The organism is Inhella gelatinilytica (assembly GCF_016093295.1).
GTDB lineage: Bacteria > Pseudomonadota > Gammaproteobacteria > Burkholderiales > Burkholderiaceae_C > Inhella > Inhella gelatinilytica.
Genome location: NZ_JAEDAL010000003.1, coordinates 201,050 through 218,396 on the forward strand (window position 1 = coordinate 201,050; position 17,347 = coordinate 218,396).

Sequence of the window (17,347 nt, forward strand, 5' to 3'; positions counted from 1 at the left end):
GCTTCATAGTTTTAGAACCCAACGGATCAGGAACCCAACCGTCACACAGCCGATCCCAAAGAAGAGCAAGGTGCGGTAAAGCTTCGGGCTCAACCTCTGATGGGTCTCCATGAATGACGAGACGGTTCCCTCGAACCGGCCAAGTGGCATGGGGTTCAAGGCCCATGCCAAGGCAAAAATCAGCCAACCAAAGGCCCCAAGAAGTTTGCCCCAACTGGCGATTTCCCACGCTTCCCAGGCCAGAGTCGCCGCGATAAGCGCGCCAGTGACCAGATAGAACAAACGCACCGGCAGCACGGTGAGAGGTTGCTTCACAGCGGCAGCATCCCGCTTTCCTGCGGGAAACTGGCGCCGCCGAACTCGACCGGTGTCGCGGGTTTCCAGCCCTTCTTGCGGTGTTCCACCACCACATTGGTGTAGATGCCGCCGCGCACGTACCAACGGGCCTTGACGCGGCAGAAGCGTGGATTCGTGACCTTGACGATGTCGTCCAGGATCTGATTCGTGACCGCTTCGTGGAAAGCGCCCTCGTCGCGGTAACTCCACATGTACATCTTCAGGCTCTTGAGCTCGACGCACCATTCATCGGCCACCATCTCGATGACGAAGTGGGCAAAGTCCGGCTGCTGGGTCAGTGGGCAGTGACAGGTGAACTCGGGCACCTGAAACTGCAGCAGGTAGTCGCGCTGTGGGGCCGGATTGGGGAAGACCTGCAACTCCTTGCTGGGCCGCGAAGGCGGATTCGCCGGCATCTGCCGCTGGCTGGCTCCCAGCTTGGGCTGGGCGGGCGCCTTTTTCGCTGGGCTCTTAGGGGTAGGGCTCTTTTTGGGCGTGCTGGCCATGGTGTCTAAGGCTCTGAGAAAAAAGGGCTCGATGCTATCATCCGCGCCCTTTTTACGCCCTGTTTTCCCCAATGAAAACAGAGGGTTACATCGGTTTCGCCGAACACCATGCGCCTGAACTCAATCAAGCTTTCGGGCTTTAAATCATTCGCCGATAGCACTGTTTTCCAGTTGCCCGGCCAGCGCGTGGGCGTGGTTGGGCCGAACGGCTGCGGCAAGTCCAACATCATGGATGCGGTGCGCTGGGTGCTGGGCGAGAGCAAGGCCAGCGAGCTGCGTGGCGAGTCCATGCAGGACGTGATCTTCAACGGCAGCAACACCCGCAAGCCGGCCAGCCGGGCCTCGGTGGAGCTGGTGTTCGACAACAGCTTGGCTCGCGCCGGCGGCGCCTGGAACCAGTTCAGCGAGATCGCCGTCAAGCGCGTGCTGACGCGCGATGGCACCAGCTCCTACTTCATCAACAACCAAGTGGTGCGCCGCAAGGACGTGCAGGACGTCTTTTTGGGCACGGGCCTGGGGCCGCGGGCCTACGCCATCATTGGCCAGGGCACGATCAGCCGCATCATTGAGAGCAAACCCGAAGAGCTGCGCCTGTTCCTGGAGGAGGCGGCGGGGGTCAGCAAGTACAAGGAACGCCGCCGCGAGACCGAGAACCGGCTCAAGGACACGCGCGAAAACCTGACCCGCGTCGAAGACATCCTGCGCGAGCTGGACAGCAACCTGGACCGCCTGGAGCGTCAGGCCGAGGTGGCCACGAAGTACCGCGAGCTGCAGGGCCTGGGCGAGCGCCGCCTGCACCAGCTGTGGTTTCTGAAGAGCCGCGACGCCGCGCGCGAATTCGAGCGCGTGCAGGCCGCGGGGCGCGAGGCCGTCAATGCGCTGGAGGCGCGCATTGCCGAGCTGCGCGCCATCGAGGCCCGACTGGAAGAGGTGCGCCAGGCGCACTTTGCCGCCGGCGATGCCCTGCACGCCGAGCAAGGCCGTTTCGCCGAAGCCCAGCTGGCGGTGAGCCGCCTGGAAGAGCGCATCCGCTACGTGGTGGAGTCGCGGAACAAGGCCGGCAGCCGGCGCGACGAGATCCGCGGCCAGCAGGCCCTGTGGAACGAGCGTGCCGCCCAGGCCATGGCCGAGCTGGAACAGCTGGCCGAGCAGATGGCCGCCGGTGATGAAGAGAAGGAACTGGCCGCCGCCCGTGCCGAAGAATTGGCCGCGCAGTTGCCCGACCTGGAAGACGCCTTGCGGGCGGCGCAGTCCCGCGCCAACGAGAAGCGCCAGGTGGCTGTGCAGGTGCAGCAGCAGATTCAGGTGTTGGCGGCCGAGAGCCGGGCGCTGGACGAGCAGGCCCGCGCCCTGCGGCAGCGACGCGAGCGTCTGGATGCGCAGACGGCCACGCTGAATCTGCCCGATGCCGGGGCGGTCGAGCAGCTGAAAGAACGGTCAGCCGAGGCCGATGCGCAATGGGAGGAGGCTCAGGCCCGGGTGGAGGACTTGAGCGAGCGGGAACCCGAGCTAGACGCTGCGCGCCGCGCGGCCCAGACCGAAACCCACACCCAGACCGCCCAGCTGGCCCAGACCACGGCCCGTCTTGAAGCCCTGCGCGCCCTGCAGGAGAAGGTGCAGAGCCAGGGCAAGCTCGGCCCCTGGCTGGAGAAACAAGGGCTGGACAACCTGACGGCCCTGTGGAAACGCCTGCACATCGCCCCCGGCTGGGAAACCGCGCTGGAAGCGAGCATGCGCGAGCGCATGGCAGCCATCGAGGTCTCACGCCTGGACCTGGTGCGCGCCTTCGAGCAGGACGCCCCGCCCACGCGCATGGCCTTCTACACGCTGACCGAGGCTTCTCCGCCAGCCACCCATCACGCGCTGCCCGAACTCACCTCGCTTTTGCGCGTGGAGCAACCGGGCTTGAAGGCGCTGCTGGCCGATTGGCTGGATGGCGTCTACACCGCGCCCGACTTGGCGACGGCATTGACGCAACGCGACCAACTGGGCCATGGCGAGTTGATCGTCACGAAGGCTGGCCACGCCGTGTCCCGCCAGGCGGTGGCTTTCTACGCGCCGGACAGCGAGCAATCCGGTTTGTTGGCACGTGCGCAAGAAATCGAACTGCTGGAGGCGCAGCGCCGTGAGCAAGAGGCCCAGGTGGATGAGGCCCGGGTCGCTCAAGGCCGCGCCGATCAAGCCCACGCTGCGGTAGCCGCTCAACTCGCCGAAGCGCGGCGGGCGGCTGAAGCGCTGCGTGCCCAGGCCCATGCGCTGCAAGTGGACGCGCTGCGCCTCTCCCAGGCCTTTGAGGCCGCCCACGCCCAGGCGAGCCGGCTCAAAGAGGAACGCGCCGAACTTGATGCGGGCGAAGAAGGCGTGCTGGAGCGCCGCGCAGAAGGGGAAGCGCGCTTTGAGGAGCTGGACATTCAGCTTGCCGAGGCCCAGCAGCGGCATGCCGATCTGGAGGAAGACACGATCCAGGCTGAGCGTCGATTGAACGATGCCCGGGAAGCCCTGCGCCAGGCGGAGCGCCGTGCCCAGGAAGCCCAGTTTGGCGCCCGCGCCCTGCTGGCCCGCCAGGCCGAGTTGCAGCGCACCCAAGCCACGGCTCAGCAGGAGGCGCAGGGGGGCGATGAGCAACTGGCCCGTCTGAACGTCGAGCTGGCCGAGCTGGACGACAGCGCCGCCCAGGCCGGCTTGCAGGACGCGCTGGACGCCAAGCTGACCGCCGAGGGGGTGCTGGCCCAGGCCCGAAGCGCCTATGACGACCTGACCGCTCAGCTGCGCAAGGCTGACGAGGAGCGCCAGGTGACCGAGCGCGCGCTCGAACCCTTGCGCGCTCGCATCACCGAACTGCAGCTGGAAGAGCAGGCTGCCCAGTTGGGTGGCGCGCAGTTCCGCGAACAACTCGAAGCGGCCGGCGTCGACCCGGAGGCTCTGGCCCAGGGCATCGAGGCCGAAGGCGTGCGCCTGACCGGTCTGCAGGGCGAAATCGACCGCATCCAGCGCGAGATTGCCGCCCTGGGCGCCGTCAACCTGGCCGCGCTGGAAGAGCTGGGCAGTGCGCGTGAGCGCAAAACCTTTTTGGATGCCCAGATGGCCGATCTGCTGGCAGCCATCAAAACGCTGGAGGACGCGATCCGCCGCATCGACCTGGAAACGCAGGACCTGCTCAGCAACACGTTTGAACGGGTGAACGCTGAGTTCGGGCGCATGTTCCCGCAGCTGTTTGGAGGCGGGCAGGCGCGATTGGTGATGACGGGAGATTCCATCCTCGAAGCCGGCGTTCAGGTCATGGCGCAGCCGCCGGGCAAGAAGAACAGCACCATCCACCTGCTCAGCGGGGGCGAGAAAGCCCTGACCGCCATCGCCCTGGTGTTTGCCATCTTCCAGCTCAACCCCGCGCCCTTCTGCCTGCTGGATGAGGTGGATGCGCCACTCGACGATGCCAACACCGAGCGCTATGCCCGCCTGGTGACGGAAATGAGTCGGGGCACGCAGTTCTTGTTCATCAGCCATAACAAGATCGCCATGGAAATGGCCGAGCAACTGGTGGGCGTGACCATGCAGGAGCAAGGGGTCAGCCGGGTGGTGGCCGTTGACATGGAGGCGGCGCTGGGGCTGGCTGAAATTTGACCGGCGAAGCGGCGGCACAATCCCTCCCGCTATGACGTTCACTCTCACTCAGGCGTTGATGCTCACCGGTGCAGCGGTGCTGGTGGCTTTGCTGATTCAGAACTGGTGGTTGGGGAGACGCGCTGCGCCCCGGCGTACCGAGCCCGATGGCCCCCGACAAGAGCCTGGATTGGTGTCGACGGGAGAGACGCTGCCCACCGAAGCGGCTGTCTTGGACGAATTTCAATCGACTGCGGAGTCGGCAGGGCGTGATTCACTGGTGCCGGACGTCTCGGTGCCCATGGTGGTCCGCAAGGCCCAGGCCGCACCGCGTCGAGCCAGCGTGCGACTGGACCCGCTGATCGACGTGATCGCTGAACTGGAGTTGGAGTCGCCGGTCAGCGGGGATGCCGCGCTTCAGCACCTCCCCAGCAGCCGACGCGCCGGCACCAAGCCCTTGGCCATCGAAGGGTTGAATGCCGAGAGCGGGGAATGGGAGTTGCCCGTCGCGGGTCAACGCTATGGCAGTTTCCAGGCCGGGCTGCAGATGGTGAATCGGGCGGGCCCCCTGGGGGAGATTGAGTTCTCCGAATGGGTTCAGAAAGTCCAAACCTTTGCCGATGGTGTGGGGGCGCGGGCTGACTTCCCGGACATGATGGAAGCCGTCGCGCAAGCGCGCGAGCTCGATCAATTTGCCAGTGCCAATGATGCGCAACTGGAAGTGGGTATGCGGGCGCGCGGGGCGGCTTGGACACTAGGTTTTCTCTCGCACGCAGCGGCCAAAGTGGGTTTGGTGGCCGGAGCCATCCCGGGCCGATTGGTGCTGGCCAGTGAAGAGGAGGGCGCGCCGCCGGTGCTGGTGCTGCTGTATGACCCCCAGGCTGCCATGGCGGATGAAGGGGAGGCGCCCCCGCTGCGCGAGGTGACCCTGGTGTTCGATGTGCCGCAAACGCCGGAAGCGTTGGAGCCCTTTGCCGCCCTGCAGGAAGTGGCCCGGCATTTGGCGCGAGATTTGGAGGCGGAGGTGGTCGACGGCGGTGGTCGCCCCTTGGGGCCCCATGGCTTCGCAGCAATCCATGAAGAGCTTGGCCGGTTGTATCGCGTGCTGGCCTCGCGCGACATGCCGGCCGGTTCAGCCGTGGCCCGCCGTTTGTTCAGCTGAGTTGAAACCCCGGGGTATGCGTGTGCTGAAGGCGCCGGGGTGAGTGTTGCGCGCGCAGAATGCGAGCGATGGACCAACCCGATCTGTTCACAGCGCCGACGTCAGCCGCTGAAGACCCCGCCACGTCTGGCGCGAAGCGCCGGGCGCAAGCGTTGCGGTCGCAACTCCACCACCACGCCCATTGCTATTACGTGTTGGATGCCCCCGAGGTGCCCGACGCGGAATACGACCGCTTGTTCACTGAACTCCAGGCGATCGAAGCGCAGTTTCCGGAATTGCGCACACCGGACAGCCCGACCCAGCGGGTGGGCGCTGCACCGTTGCCCGAGCTGCAGCCGGTGCGCCATGCCGTGCCGATGCTGTCGATCGAAACCGAGACCAACACCACGGCCGCCGGGGCCGAGGCCTTCGATGCCCGCGTGCGTCGTGAACTGGGCTTGGACCTGGCCGACCCGGAGGTGGAATACGCCGCCGAACTGAAGTTCGACGGCCTGGCCATCAACCTGCGCTACGAACAGGGCCAGCTGGTGCAGGCCGCCACGCGCGGCGATGGCGAGACCGGCGAGGACGTGACGCAGAACATCCGCACCATCGGCCAAATTCCGCTGCGCCTGAAAGGCTGTAGCGCGCCGGTGCTGGAGGTGCGCGGCGAGGTCTATATGCGGCGCGACGACTTCGAGCGCCTGAACGAGCGCCAGCGCGAGCGCGGCGAGAAGACCTACGTGAACCCGCGCAATACCGCCGCGGGTGCGGTGCGCCAGCTCGACCCGGGCGTGACCGCGCAGCGCCCGTTGTCCTTCTATGCCTATGGCCTGGGCGTGGTGCAGGGTTGGGACCTGCCGGCCACCCATGCCGGCCTGCTGGATGCGTTGCAGGCCTTGGGGCTGCCGGTCTGCGCCGAGCGGGTGGTGGCGCAAGGTGCGGCCGGCCTGGTGGCCTTCCATCAGCGTGTGGCCGCGCTGCGCGATGGCCTGCCATTCGACATCGACGGCGTGGTCTACAAAGTCAACAGCCGCGCGCTGCAGCAGCAGCTCGGTTTCAAGACTCGCGAACCGCGCTGGGCGGTGGCGCACAAATACCCGGCCCAGGAGCAGGCCACGCGGCTGAATGGCATCGACGTGCAGGTCGGACGTACCGGCAAGCTCACGCCGGTGGCGCGGCTGGACCCGGTGTTCGTGGGAGGCACCACGGTGACGAACGCGACCCTGCACAATCTGTTCGAACTGCGCCGCAAGGGCGTGCGCCCCGGCGATCAGGTCATCGTGCGGCGCGCGGGCGATGTGATTCCGGAAATCGTCGGCCGAATGCCGGGCGCGCGCGCCAGCTATGTGCCGAACTTCGCCATGCCCAGGGCCTGCCCGGCCTGCGGCAGCGCGGTGGAGCGCGACAAGGGTTCGATCGAGCACCGCTGCACTGGCGGCCTGGTCTGCCCGGCGCAGCGCAAGCAGGCGCTGCTGCACTTCGCTGGCCGGCGCGCCATGGATGTCGAAGGCCTGGGCGACAAGATCGTCGACCAGCTGGTGGACGCCGGACTGGTGCGCACGCTGCCCGAGCTCTACAAGCTCGGTTTCGTGCAGCTGGCCGCGCTGGATCGCATGGGCGAGAAGAGCGCGGCCAAGCTGGTGGAACGACTGGAGGCGAGCAAACAGACCACGCTGGCGCGCTTCCTGTTCAGCCTGGGCATCCGCCACGTCGGCGAGTCCACGGCCAAGGAACTGGCGCGGCATTTCGGCAAGCTTGATGCCTTGATGGACGCCGACGAGGCCGCGCTGCTGCAAGTGGCGGATGTCGGTCCGGTGGTGGCGCACAGCATCCACAGCTTCTTTGCCCAGGCCCTGAACCGCGAGGCCGTGAACCAGTTGCGCGCCTGTGGCGTGCACTGGCCGGAAGGCGAGGGCGCGGCCAGCAGCCCGCAGCCGCTGGCGGGCAAGACGTTCGTGCTGACGGGCACGCTCCCGACGCTGAGCCGCGATGAAGCCCAGGCGCTGATTGAGGCGGGAGGCGGCAAGGTGAGCGGTTCGGTTAGCAAGAAGACCGACTTTGTGGTGGCTGGCGAGTCGGCCGGCTCCAAGCTGGACAAGGCGCTGCAGTTGGGCATTGCGGTGCTGGACGAGAGTAGGCTACGCGAATTGCTCGCGGAGGGGCCATGACCCATTGGACACGGCGATCTTGGTTGGCGTTGCCACTTGTGGCGGCTCAGGCAAAGGACCGGGTGGTGCGGGTAGCGACCTTTGGCTTGACGCCGTACGCCATGGATGGGGGGGCGAATGGGTCGATCCAGGGCGCCGTGGTTGAATTTTTCGAACGCGAACTGGCGCCGCGCATGGGGGTGCAGTTCCACTGGTTGCCGCTGATGACCGTGCCCAGGCTTTTGATGAGTCTTGAATCAGGCGCCGCTGATTTTTGCCCGCTCCTGACGCACAGCCCTGAGCGTGAGGCCCAGGTGCGATACGCGGCGCAAAGCTTTGTTCGCTTTGAGAGCGTGGTCGCGGTCCGGCCGGAGCATCCCATGGCTCGCCGTGCCCGCCTGGTGCCCGCCGATCTGGTGGGTGTGCAGGTGGGTTGGGTCCAAGGGGCTTCGCTGCCGGCGGGCCTGGAGTTGCCGGGCATCCGGTGGTCTTGGGTCAGTGTGGTGAACTGGGAGCGCGCCCTGCTGACGCAAGTCGAGCGCGGTCGCATCGAGGCGGCGTACTTTTCCAATCGGGCGACCCCAGAGTGGCACGTTCGAGCGAACCGATTGGGTCTTGTGTTGATCCATTTGAGCGTGCCGGCACGCCCCGTATTTGCAGTCGGCAGCCGAACTGATGGCCCGGAGCTGATGGATCGTTACAACGAGGTGGCCCCAGCGGCCTTCGCTGACCGGCGTTTTGAGGCGACTTTGCAGCGCTGGCAAACCCAAGTCGCTTGAGTGGGGGCCGGGCCAAGGGCGGGATCGCGCGAGTTGGGGATCGGATTGCCCTGATTTAGAGCTAGGGACCTATTACCATTACGGGTTTACTCGATCGCACCCGTGATCGCCGTCTTCTTTGCTTTGATCGCCCATGAAACGCCTCAATGATTTCCGCCTGCAACTGGGCCGCCACGAGCTTGTGCCCCTGATGACTGGCGGTATGGGGGTGGATATTTCGACCTCCGATTTGGCGCTGGAAGCGGCGCGCCTGGGTGGTGTCGGCCACATCTCCGACGCCATGGTCAAGACGGTGACCGATCGGCGTTACAAGACGAAATTCGTTAAGGCCAAGCAGGCCCAATACCGCCACACCATGGATTCCATGGACAAGTCGGAGGTGAAGTTTGACTTGGGCCATCTGGCCGAGGCCACCCGGTTGCATGTGGAAAGCACCATGAACCGCAAGCAGGGGCCTGGGCTGGTGTTCATCAACTGCATGGAAAAGTTGACGATGAACGGCCCCAAGGACACGCTGCAAGTCCGACTGAGTTCAGCGCTGGATGCCGGCATCGACGGCATCACGCTGGCCGCGGGCCTGCACCTGGGCTCTTTTGCCTTGATCGAACAGCACCCGCGGTTCCGGGATGCGCAGCTGGGCATCATCGTGTCGTCGCTTCGCGCGCTGCAGTTGTTTCTGAAAAAGAACTCCCGCCTGAATCGGCTGCCCGACTATGTGGTGGTGGAGGGGCCGCTGGCTGGGGGCCACCTGGGTTTCGGGATGGATTGGGCCCAGTACGACTTGGCCACCATCGTGAGCGAAATTCAGACCTGGTTGCGCGAGCAGGGCCTCGCTATTCCGCTCATTCCCGCCGGAGGAATCTTTACCGGCAGTGACGCCGTGCGGTTCCTGGACTCCGGCGCCGCGGCGGTTCAAGTGGCGACCCGCTTCACCGTCACGAACGAGTGCGGCTTGCCCCCCGATGTGAAGCAAGAGTACTTCAAGGCGCGTGAAGAGGAGATCGAGGTGAACGAGATCTCTCCCACCGGGTATCCGATGCGCATGCTCAAGAGCAGCCCCGGCATTGGGGACGGCATTCGGCCCAACTGTGAGGCCTATGGCTATTTGCTGGACGCCCAGGGCCGTTGTGCCTACATCGATGCCTACAACCGGGAGGTCCAGGCCCATCCGGAGGCCAAGCGCGTTTCAGTGATGGACAAAACCTGTTTGTGCACGCAGATGCGCAACTTCGCGATCTGGACCTGTGGGCAATCCACGGCGCGTTTGAAGGACACCACCCGACAGCGGCCCGATGGTAGCTACCAACTCCTCACGGCCGAACATGTGTTCCGCGACTATCAATACAGCGTGAACGACGAAATTGCGTTGCCGGATGGCGACTTTGTACCGGCAGCTTGAGATTTGCCCATCGGGCTTGCACGAGGTGCCCCTGCACGCGCTAGAATATAAATCTTGCCACGCTTGCTCTCTGCCGTGGCATCGTCGTCTGACGACGTGGGTGGCGGGCCTTGAGCCCTTGTTCACACCCATTGTTCCTTTTTGACACAGCCGCTGCTGCGTCAGCAGGTTGTCCGACAGCCCCCAGTGGCGAGCATCTCGGTCGGCCAACCTTCGTCAGTGCCCTCCACCTCTTGTGTGTCCCCGTGTTTCGGTTGTGTGGCTTCGTTGTGATGCCCCACCCACAGGGCCCTTGGGCTGAACATGGACCGCGCACCCCCCTTTGCGGACGCCGATCGCCGGCGCCGGGGCGGGCGGAGGGTCACCCGAACAACCGTATTGAAGGAGGCCGGATGGCCAAAGAAGAACTGATTGAAATGCGCGGCCGTGTGGACGAAGTGCTCCCCGATTCGCGCTTCCGGGTCACGCTGGAAAGCGGTCACTCCCTGGTGGCCTACACCGCGGGCAAGATGCGCAAGCACCACATCCGAATCCTGGCGGGTGACAACGTCTCGCTGGAAATGTCGCCCTATGACCTGAGCAAGGGGCGCATCACCTTCCGTCACATCGAGGGTCGTCCCAGTGGCGCCGCGCCGCGTCGCCCCGGGCCCCGCTAATCTTTTTCCCAACCCGGTCTGAAAGACTGAATTCAATGAACAGCAGCAAACTTTATGTGGGCAACCTGCCCTACAGCGTCCGTGATGACGAATTGGCCGAGCAATTCTCCGCCTTCGGCAATGTGGCTTCGGCCAAGGTCATGATGGACCGCGAAACCGGTCGTTCCAAGGGCTTTGGCTTCGTCGAAATGAGCAGCCCCGCTGAGGCGCAAGCCGCCATCACGGGTCTGAACGGCAAGTCGGCCGGTGGTCGTCCGCTGGTCGTGAACGAAGCGCGCCCCCGCGAAGAGCGTCCGGGTGGCTTCGGTGGTGGTCGCCCCCGCTATTGATCGCTGAAGTCGCAGCCGCGTTGCTGCGGCCGCATCCGAAAAAGCCCGGTCAGCGACCGGGCTTTTTCATTGGGCCGGTGACGGCCGGGGCCACAGACCCAGCGCGAGCGACGTGCCCACCAAGATGAGTCCACCACCCGCCAACAGGGCGGGGCTCAGCACCTCGCCCAGAAAAATCGCGCCCCAAACCAGCGCAAAAACGGGAATCAGGAAGGTGACCGTGACCGTATTCGTGGCCCCAAGGCGGCCCATCAGGCGGAAGTAGAACAAATAGGCAATGCCAGTGCAGAGCAGCGACAGGGCGCCCAAGTGTGCCCAAGCCACCGGATCGGGTGCTTGATGCGGCCACGCCCAGAGTCCCAGGGGCAGCAACCAAAGGGCGGCGCCCAACTGACTGCCCGCAGCAACAGCCAGTGAGGGCATGGTGCCCAGCCAGCGCTGTGTGGCCACGGCGCCGACGGCGTAATTCAGCGTGGCCAGTAAGCAAGCGGCCACGGCCCAGGCGCTGGCGTCGAGCGACAAACCGGTCTTGGCGGCTACCAGCGCGACGACGCCGAGCAACCCCAACAGCAAGCCCAAAATTCGACCCCGCGTGGGCGGCAAACCGAGCCAGAGCCAAGCCACCAGCGCACTCCACATCGGCACCGTGGCATTCAGGATGCTGGAGAGTCCGGTGGGCAAATGCAGCGCCGCAAACGCATACAGCGCAAAGGGGAGGGCCGAGTTCAGCAACCCGACCACCCCCAGCAAGTGCCATTTGTTTTGCCATACGGACAAGCCCGACTGGGCCGCCAAGATCGGCACCAGCAGTGCCGCCGCGCCGGCTACTCGCAAGAATGCCAAGGTCAAGGGCCCAAAGGCGGGGCTGGCCAGGCGCATGAAGAGAAACGAGGCACCCCAGATGGCGGCCAGGGCGAGCAGGTCGACGGCGTCGCGGAGCTTCACGGCAGAAGTTCCAACTGCCCGGCGGGCGCCACAACGGTGCGGCAGCCAGCCGCCTCTCGATAGGCCACCCCTTCCTGTTGCAAAAGGCTGCGCTTCATGGGCAATCCACCCGCGTAGCCGGTCAGGCTCTGATCACTGCCCAGCACCCGATGACAAGGAATCAGAATTCCGATCGGATTGCGACCCACGGCGGCGCCCACGGCGCGGCTCTTCCGAGCGTCTCCTAGTTGCTGAGCCAGGGCTCCATAACTGGTCCAGCTGCCGCGCGGAATTCCCAACAGGAGGGCCCAGACGCGACGCTGGAATTCCGTCCCTTGCGGATCCAGCGGAGGCAAGGCTGGATCGCGTTCCAAGGCCGGCCAGTTCAGCAGGCACGTTTGTGCTTGAAGGAACCATGGGTGCTGGGGCTCTTCGGCCAGGGCGGTCCCGGCAGGAAAGTGGAGTTGGTCCAGGTGCCAAATGCCGGACAAACCTCGCCTCGTGCGCCGCAGCAGTGTGGGCCCGTACGAGGTTTGGATTTCGCACTGCGCGATGGCCGGCGCGGGATCGTTGAAAAAATATGGAGCAGTCATGCGGCATTCCGCCAAAGTTGAAGGACCGCGTAACTGCGGTAGGGCGCTGCAGCATCCGTGTTCACCTTGGGGTGGGCCGCGAGTTGCTGTTTCAAGACCACGTCACCCGGCAGGAAACGGTCCGGCCACGGCCAGCCGCGCATGAGCAGGTACGCGGCGGTCCAAGGGCCGATGCCTGAGAGGCCCTGCAGTTCCCGCTCGGCGTGCAGGGGAACGCCTTGGCGCTTGGCATAAGCCAAATCGGGCCAGGCCTGAGCCAGCGCGATGAGGGCACGGGCGCGCTGCAAGGGCAAGCGTATCGTTGCAGCCAGGGTCTCGGCGCTGAGGAGCGCCAACTCACCCGGCAGGGGAAACCTTCGCGTCACATTCGGTGTTAGCCGTTCTTCCTCGGGCAGGGGCGCGCCGAAATGAGTGACCAATCGCTGCGCCAGCGTGCGAGCGGCCGCGACGGTGACTTGCTGGCCCAGGATCGCGCGAATGCCCAGTTCAAAGCGGTCGGCACAGCCCGGCAAGCGCAGGCCGGGTGTGGCATCAAGCCCTGCCACACGAAGGCGATCCATTACAGCTTGCGGGTCGGCATCCAGGTCCAGCCAAGTCCGGACACCGGCCACCACCGCAGCCGGGTGGCGCCATAGCCGCGGCGAGAGCTCGACCCGAACGTGGTCCGACTCGAAGCGGACAGCCAAACTGCCCCATTGCCCGTTGTCCAACGGCCACGCCCGCACCATGCGTCGGGCCTGCTCGTCCACGAGTTCCACCTCAGGGATGGACCGTCGGGCCAAGAACTGCAGTAACGCGCTGACGTCGTAGGGCGGGCGAAAGGCCAGCCGCAATTCCGCCTGGGCGTTCACGACTTCCCGCGCCTTACGCAGATCGAGTGGCTCCAAACGGTAGTGGCGCGCCCAGGCACTGTGAAAGGCGCGCGTGCTGCCAAAACCCGCCCGCTCGGCCACAGACGCGACCGACAAGCTGCTGTCGGTTAGCAGCGCCTTGGCGAGCAGCAGCCGCTGGGTTTGCTGGTACTGGAGAGGACTAACACCCAGTTGCGCTTGGAAAATGCGCCGCAAGTGACGGTCGGTAATCCCCAGTTCGGCGGCAAGTGCGGGCAACCCTTTGGCATAGCCGGCGTCCAAGCGCTCGCGCGCGGCCTGCGCCAACTGCTCGGTCGCTGCGACGACCGAAAACGCGCGCGGAGCCAGCTCCGGCCGACAGCGCCGACAGGGCCGATAGCCCGCGGCTTCCGCACTGGCGGCGTGGGCATAGAAGTGGCAGTTTTCGGCCCTCGGCGTGCGAACCCTGCAGACGGGGCGGCAATAGATGCCGGTGGTGCTAACCGCCACAAACCAATGCCCGTCAAAGCGCGCGTCGCGGGCGCAAAGGGCCGCATAACAGGCGGCGGCGTCAAGGAGAAGCGGGGCGGGGTGCATGGCTTCATTGTGCGACCGTGCTCCGAGTTGCAAGCGCTGTTTTCGGACCTGATCCTGGGGCGCGCTCGCCCGCGCAGCGCCGTTTACATGGCTTTGAATCGCGCCACGTAGGCGCGGCTCACGGGCAGCTCCCGGTCGTGATTCAGGAAGCGCACAAACAACCGGGATGCTTCGTCCCGTCGCGTTCCCGCCAAGTGGGCCAGGTTCACTATGGTGGAGCGGTGCACCTGCCAGAACTGTTCCGGGTCCAACTGGGCCACCAATTCGGCGATCGGCGTGCGGATCAGGTGTTCGCCCCGGGCGGTTTGCACCACGGTGTATTTGTCGTCGGCGTGGAAGTACAGCACCTCAGCAATGGGGATTTGGTGCGTCAGCTCGCCGCTGGAGGCGCGCACAAAACGCAGCGGGCTGGTCACCGCGGGGCGCAGTGCGGTCAGCGCGGCTGTGAGGGCCGGGTCTGCGCCCGTGTCTGCGCGCGGGGCCACCAGGCTGGCCTGCAAACGCGCCACCGCGCGCTGCAGGCGCTCCAGTTGCAACGGCTTGAGCAGGTAATCCAGCGCCGCCGTCTCGAAGGCCTGGACGGCGTACTCGTCGTACGCAGTCACGAACACCACGCGCGTGCGGCCCTCGATGCCTTGCGCCACTTCCAGGCCCGTCAGGCCCGGCATCTGAATGTCGAGAAAAGCGAGGTCCGGCTGCAGCTCGGCAATCCGCTCGGCGGCCTCCAGGCCGTTGCGGGCCGTGGCGACCACCTCCAGGTCGGGCCACGTCTGGCTCAGCAGCCCTTGCAAGTGGCGGATTAGGTGGGGTTCGTCGTCGGCAATCAGGGCGCGGATGGGGTTCATAGCAGGGCAGGGAGGGGCAGTTCAATGTGGGCTTCGGTGCCTCGTGGCTGTGCGGGGCGCAGGCTGAAGTGCGCGGCCTCTCCATAGCGGCTGGTCAGGCGCTCGCGGATGTTGGCCAGCGCCACGCCATTGCCTTTGCGGTCGAGGCGACGGGGGGCGTTCAGCCCGCTGCCATCGTCCCGCACCAGCAGACTCAGGCGGCCGTTGATCGCTTGCGCCAGGATCTCGACCCGGCCGCCTGCGACCTGGCACTCCAGGCCATGGCGGATCGCGTTTTCCACCAGCGGCTGCAAGAGCAGCGGCGGGATGGGAACCGCGCGCACTGCCGGATCGGCGTCGATGGTGAAGCTGAGGCGTTCGCACATGCGCAATTGCATCAGACGCAGGTATTGCTGCACCAACTGCAACTCGTGCTCCAGCGGCACCAACTCGGCACGCATGGCGTTGAGGCTGCCGCGCAGGTGTTCGGTGAACAAGTCCAGCATCTCGGCGGCCTGCCGCGGCTCGTAATCAATCAGGCTGCGCACGTTGGCCAGGGTGTTGAACAGGAAGTGAGGCTCGATTTGCGCCTGAAGCAGCTTGAGCTGGGCCTCGGTGAGCTGGGTCTTGAGCTGCTGTTGGCGCCACAGGTGCGACGCCCACAGGCCCCAGACGATGGACAGCGCGGTGCTGCTTGCCAGCAGCAGGGGCAGACCACTCCACGCCTGGACGGAGCCCGTCAGCACGTTGCGCTGCAGCACCAGGCTGATCACCACCACGGCGAAGAGCCACCCCACGGCCGCGGCGCTGATAGACAAGGCGGCAAAGAAGGCACCTGTGGCCAGGGTGGGCCGACCCGTCAGGCGCTGCACCAGGGCGGGCGGGGCCCAGCGCTCGGCCGCCCGAAAGGCCAGGCGGACACAGATAAAGATGCTCAGCAGGCAGAACACCGTGGGCAGGAGCGAGCGCAACCACCAGGCCGACCAGCTCAGCTCGGGAAACAGCACGAGCTTGCCGAACAGCGCCAGCAACACCCCAGCAACCAGCCCCTGGCCCAAGGTAAAGAGCCATTGCGGCAGCGCGGGGTCTGCCCGGCGTGGGGTGAAGCGCCAGTAACGGCGCCAGGCAGAAAGGAGGAGATTGAGCGGAGGCATGGGGCGCACTCTAGCGAGCAGCTCGGGCTGTGCCCCCGAGGCTGCGCCGAATCGACAGCGGCGGCGCTGAAACGACACGAAACCCGCCCTTCCTACAATCCGCGTTTCTCATTCACACCTCAGCAACGGACCGCCCATGCAAGTCGACGCATCTATCTTCAAGGCCTATGACATCCGGGGCATCGTGGGCACGAACCTCGATGAGAAAGTGGCCGAACACATTGGGCGCGCTTTTGGCACCGAAGCCCGTGCGGCCGGCGAGAAGGCCGTGGTGGTGGGGCGGGATGGGCGCGTGTCAGGCCCCAAACTGGCGGCGGCCCTGATGCGGGGGCTGCGCGCCACGGGCATGGACGTGGTGGACATCGGGATGGTCACCACACCCATGACCTATTACGTGGCTGCAACGCGGGGCCAATACGGCTGCAACAGCTGCATTCAGATCACCGGCAGCCACAACCCCAAGGACTACAACGGCTTCAAGATGGTGTTGGCGGGGCGCGCCGTCTATGGCGAGGAGATTCAGGGCTTGCGCCGGCGCATTGAGGCGGAGGATTACGCCAAGGGCAAGGGCCGTGCGGGTTCGCTGGACATTCAGGCGGAGTACCGCGACCGCATCGTGAGCGATTGCAAGCTGGCTCGCCCCATGAAAGTTGTGGTGGACAGTGGCAATGGCATCCCCGGTGCCTCGGCACCGGCCATTCTGCGGGCCCTGGGTTGTGAGGTGATCGACATCTACTCAACGGTGGACGGCGACTTTCCCAACCACCATCCCGATCCGAGCAAGCTCGAAAACCTGGAGGATTTGAAGAAGATCGTCCATGCCACTGATGCCGAGTTGGGTTTGGCTTTTGATGGCGATGGGGATCGTCTGGGCATCGTCACCCGTGATGGCAAGGTGATCATGCCCGATCGACAGTTCATGGTCCTGGTTAAGGACGTGCTGACACGGGTACCCGGCGCGGAAATCATTTACGACGTCAAGTGCACCCAGCGTTTGGCACCGTGGATCAAAAAGCACGGCGGACGCCCCCTGATGTGGAAGACGGGCCACTCGTTGGCCAAGGCCAAGCTGAAGGAAACCGGCGCCCCGATCGCCGGCGAGCTGTCGGGCCACATCTTTTTCAGCGAGCGCTGGTATGGTTTTGATGACGGCATGTACACCGCAGCGCGCATGCTGGAAATCTTGAGTCGTGAGAAGGACCCCAGCAAGCTGCTGAACAGCCTGCCGGACTCCATGAACACTCCCGAGCTCAATGTGCCATGTGCCGAGGGGGAGCACCATGCCATCGTGGCGCGATTGCTCGATGTGGCGCAGTTCCCGAACGCCAAAGAAGTGATCACCATTGACGGCCTGCGGGTGGAATACAAGGATGGGTTTGGCTTGATTCGCGCGTCCAACACCACGCCGGTGCTGGTGTTGCGCTTCGAAGGGCACACGCACGAAGCCCTGGAGCGCATCCAGACGGAGGTGATGGCAGAGCTGTTGAAGGTGAAGCCGGACGCCCATTTCCAAGCCGGGCACTGAGCCC

At 65.3% G+C, this 17,347-nt stretch carries 14 protein-coding genes and 1 pseudogene; 8 read left to right on the forward strand and 7 right to left on the reverse strand.

What is annotated here, in order from left to right; translation table 11 throughout:
- Positions 1-3: 3 nt before the first annotated feature.
- Both I7X43_RS08825 and queF read right to left on the reverse strand, forming a co-directional pair.
- Positions 4-315 carry a hypothetical protein gene (locus I7X43_RS08825; protein ID WP_198100569.1) on the reverse strand — a complete coding sequence of 104 codons (312 nt, stop codon included), beginning with the start codon at positions 313-315 and terminating at the stop codon, positions 4-6.
- Entirely contained in the window at positions 312-752 is a 441-nt protein-coding gene (queF, locus tag I7X43_RS08830) for a preQ(1) synthase (protein WP_246480285.1), read from the reverse strand. Before queF ends, I7X43_RS08825 begins: the two co-directional genes overlap by 4 nt.
- A gap of 198 nt (positions 753-950) precedes the next feature.
- Between queF and smc the strand changes: the two genes are divergently transcribed.
- From smc to rbp, 7 genes and pseudogenes are all read left to right on the forward strand, one after another.
- Positions 951-4,463 carry a chromosome segregation protein SMC gene (smc, locus tag I7X43_RS08835; RefSeq protein ID WP_198100571.1) on the forward strand — a complete coding sequence of 1,171 codons (3,513 nt, stop codon included), beginning with the start codon at positions 951-953 and terminating at the stop codon, positions 4,461-4,463.
- Positions 4,464-4,494: 31 nt separating this feature from the next.
- Entirely contained in the window at positions 4,495-5,604 is a 1,110-nt protein-coding gene (locus I7X43_RS08840; RefSeq protein ID WP_198100572.1) for a cell division protein ZipA C-terminal FtsZ-binding domain-containing protein, read from the forward strand.
- A gap of 68 nt (positions 5,605-5,672) precedes the next feature.
- Positions 5,673-7,754 (forward strand): NAD-dependent DNA ligase LigA, encoded by a 2,082-nt coding sequence (gene ligA / locus I7X43_RS08845; protein ID WP_198100573.1) that lies wholly within the window; start codon positions 5,673-5,675, stop codon positions 7,752-7,754.
- Complete coding sequence (locus I7X43_RS08850) at positions 7,751-8,512, forward strand: substrate-binding periplasmic protein (RefSeq protein ID WP_198100574.1); 762 nt, start codon at positions 7,751-7,753, stop codon at positions 8,510-8,512. Before ligA ends, I7X43_RS08850 begins: the two co-directional genes overlap by 4 nt.
- Positions 8,513-8,645: 133 nt before the next feature.
- Complete coding sequence (locus tag I7X43_RS08855) at positions 8,646-9,911, forward strand: nitronate monooxygenase (RefSeq protein ID WP_198100575.1); 1,266 nt, start codon at positions 8,646-8,648, stop codon at positions 9,909-9,911.
- Positions 9,912-10,303: 392 nt separating this feature from the next.
- Complete coding sequence (gene infA, locus I7X43_RS08860) at positions 10,304-10,567, forward strand: translation initiation factor IF-1 (protein ID WP_198100576.1); 264 nt, start codon at positions 10,304-10,306, stop codon at positions 10,565-10,567.
- Between the two features lie 35 nt (positions 10,568-10,602).
- A pseudogene (gene rbp / locus I7X43_RS08865) lies at positions 10,603-10,881 on the forward strand (RNA-binding regulator); the annotation flags it as partial.
- An 81-nt stretch (positions 10,882-10,962) separates the two neighbouring features.
- Here rbp and I7X43_RS08870 read toward each other — a convergent pair.
- The 5 genes from I7X43_RS08870 to I7X43_RS08890 all read right to left on the reverse strand — a co-directional run bounded on the left by I7X43_RS08870 (position 10,963) and on the right by I7X43_RS08890 (position 15,818).
- Complete coding sequence (locus I7X43_RS08870) at positions 10,963-11,841, reverse strand: DMT family transporter (RefSeq protein ID WP_198100578.1); 879 nt, start codon at positions 11,839-11,841, stop codon at positions 10,963-10,965.
- Positions 11,838-12,413: a methylated-DNA--[protein]-cysteine S-methyltransferase gene (locus I7X43_RS08875; protein WP_198100579.1), complete on the reverse strand. Its 576-nt coding sequence runs from the start codon at positions 12,411-12,413 to the stop codon at positions 11,838-11,840. The genes I7X43_RS08870 and I7X43_RS08875 overlap by 4 nt, the downstream gene beginning before the upstream one ends.
- Positions 12,410-13,840 (reverse strand): Ada metal-binding domain-containing protein, encoded by a 1,431-nt coding sequence (locus I7X43_RS08880; protein ID WP_198100580.1) that lies wholly within the window; start codon positions 13,838-13,840, stop codon positions 12,410-12,412. The genes I7X43_RS08875 and I7X43_RS08880 overlap by 4 nt, the downstream gene beginning before the upstream one ends.
- A gap of 83 nt (positions 13,841-13,923) precedes the next feature.
- Positions 13,924-14,685 (reverse strand): LytR/AlgR family response regulator transcription factor, encoded by a 762-nt coding sequence (locus tag I7X43_RS08885; protein ID WP_198100581.1) that lies wholly within the window; start codon positions 14,683-14,685, stop codon positions 13,924-13,926.
- Entirely contained in the window at positions 14,682-15,818 is a 1,137-nt protein-coding gene (locus tag I7X43_RS08890; RefSeq protein ID WP_198100582.1) for a sensor histidine kinase, read from the reverse strand. The genes I7X43_RS08885 and I7X43_RS08890 overlap by 4 nt, the downstream gene beginning before the upstream one ends.
- A 136-nt stretch (positions 15,819-15,954) precedes the next feature.
- Here I7X43_RS08890 and I7X43_RS08895 point away from each other — a divergent pair, with 136 nt between their 5' ends.
- Entirely contained in the window at positions 15,955-17,343 is a 1,389-nt protein-coding gene (locus I7X43_RS08895; protein WP_198100583.1) for a phosphomannomutase/phosphoglucomutase, read from the forward strand.
- Positions 17,344-17,347: the final 4 nt, after the last annotated feature.

Excerpts from the sequence above, each read along its gene's own strand:
- smc (WP_198100571.1), top strand. The coding sequence starts at position 951 with ATGCGCCTGAACTCAATCAAGCTTTCGGGCTTTAAATCATTCGCCGAT.
- infA (WP_198100576.1), top strand. The coding sequence starts at position 10,304 with ATGGCCAAAGAAGAACTGATTGAAATGCGCGGCCGTGTGGACGAAGTG.
- I7X43_RS08855 (WP_198100575.1), top strand. The coding sequence starts at position 8,646 with ATGAAACGCCTCAATGATTTCCGCCTGCAACTGGGCCGCCACGAGCTT.
- queF (WP_246480285.1), bottom strand. The coding sequence starts at position 752 with ATGCCGGCGAATCCGCCTTCGCGGCCCAGCAAGGAGTTGCAGGTCTTC.
- I7X43_RS08875 (WP_198100579.1), bottom strand. The coding sequence starts at position 12,413 with ATGACTGCTCCATATTTTTTCAACGATCCCGCGCCGGCCATCGCGCAG.
- I7X43_RS08895 (WP_198100583.1), top strand. The coding sequence starts at position 15,955 with ATGCAAGTCGACGCATCTATCTTCAAGGCCTATGACATCCGGGGCATC.
- I7X43_RS08890 (WP_198100582.1), bottom strand. The coding sequence starts at position 15,818 with ATGCCTCCGCTCAATCTCCTCCTTTCTGCCTGGCGCCGTTACTGGCGC.
- I7X43_RS08850 (WP_198100574.1), top strand. The coding sequence starts at position 7,751 with ATGACCCATTGGACACGGCGATCTTGGTTGGCGTTGCCACTTGTGGCG.
- I7X43_RS08885 (WP_198100581.1), bottom strand. The coding sequence starts at position 14,685 with ATGAACCCCATCCGCGCCCTGATTGCCGACGACGAACCCCACCTAATC.
- I7X43_RS08880 (WP_198100580.1), bottom strand. The coding sequence starts at position 13,840 with ATGCACCCCGCCCCGCTTCTCCTTGACGCCGCCGCCTGTTATGCGGCC.
- I7X43_RS08840 (WP_198100572.1), top strand. The coding sequence starts at position 4,495 with ATGACGTTCACTCTCACTCAGGCGTTGATGCTCACCGGTGCAGCGGTG.
- ligA (WP_198100573.1), top strand. The coding sequence starts at position 5,673 with ATGGACCAACCCGATCTGTTCACAGCGCCGACGTCAGCCGCTGAAGAC.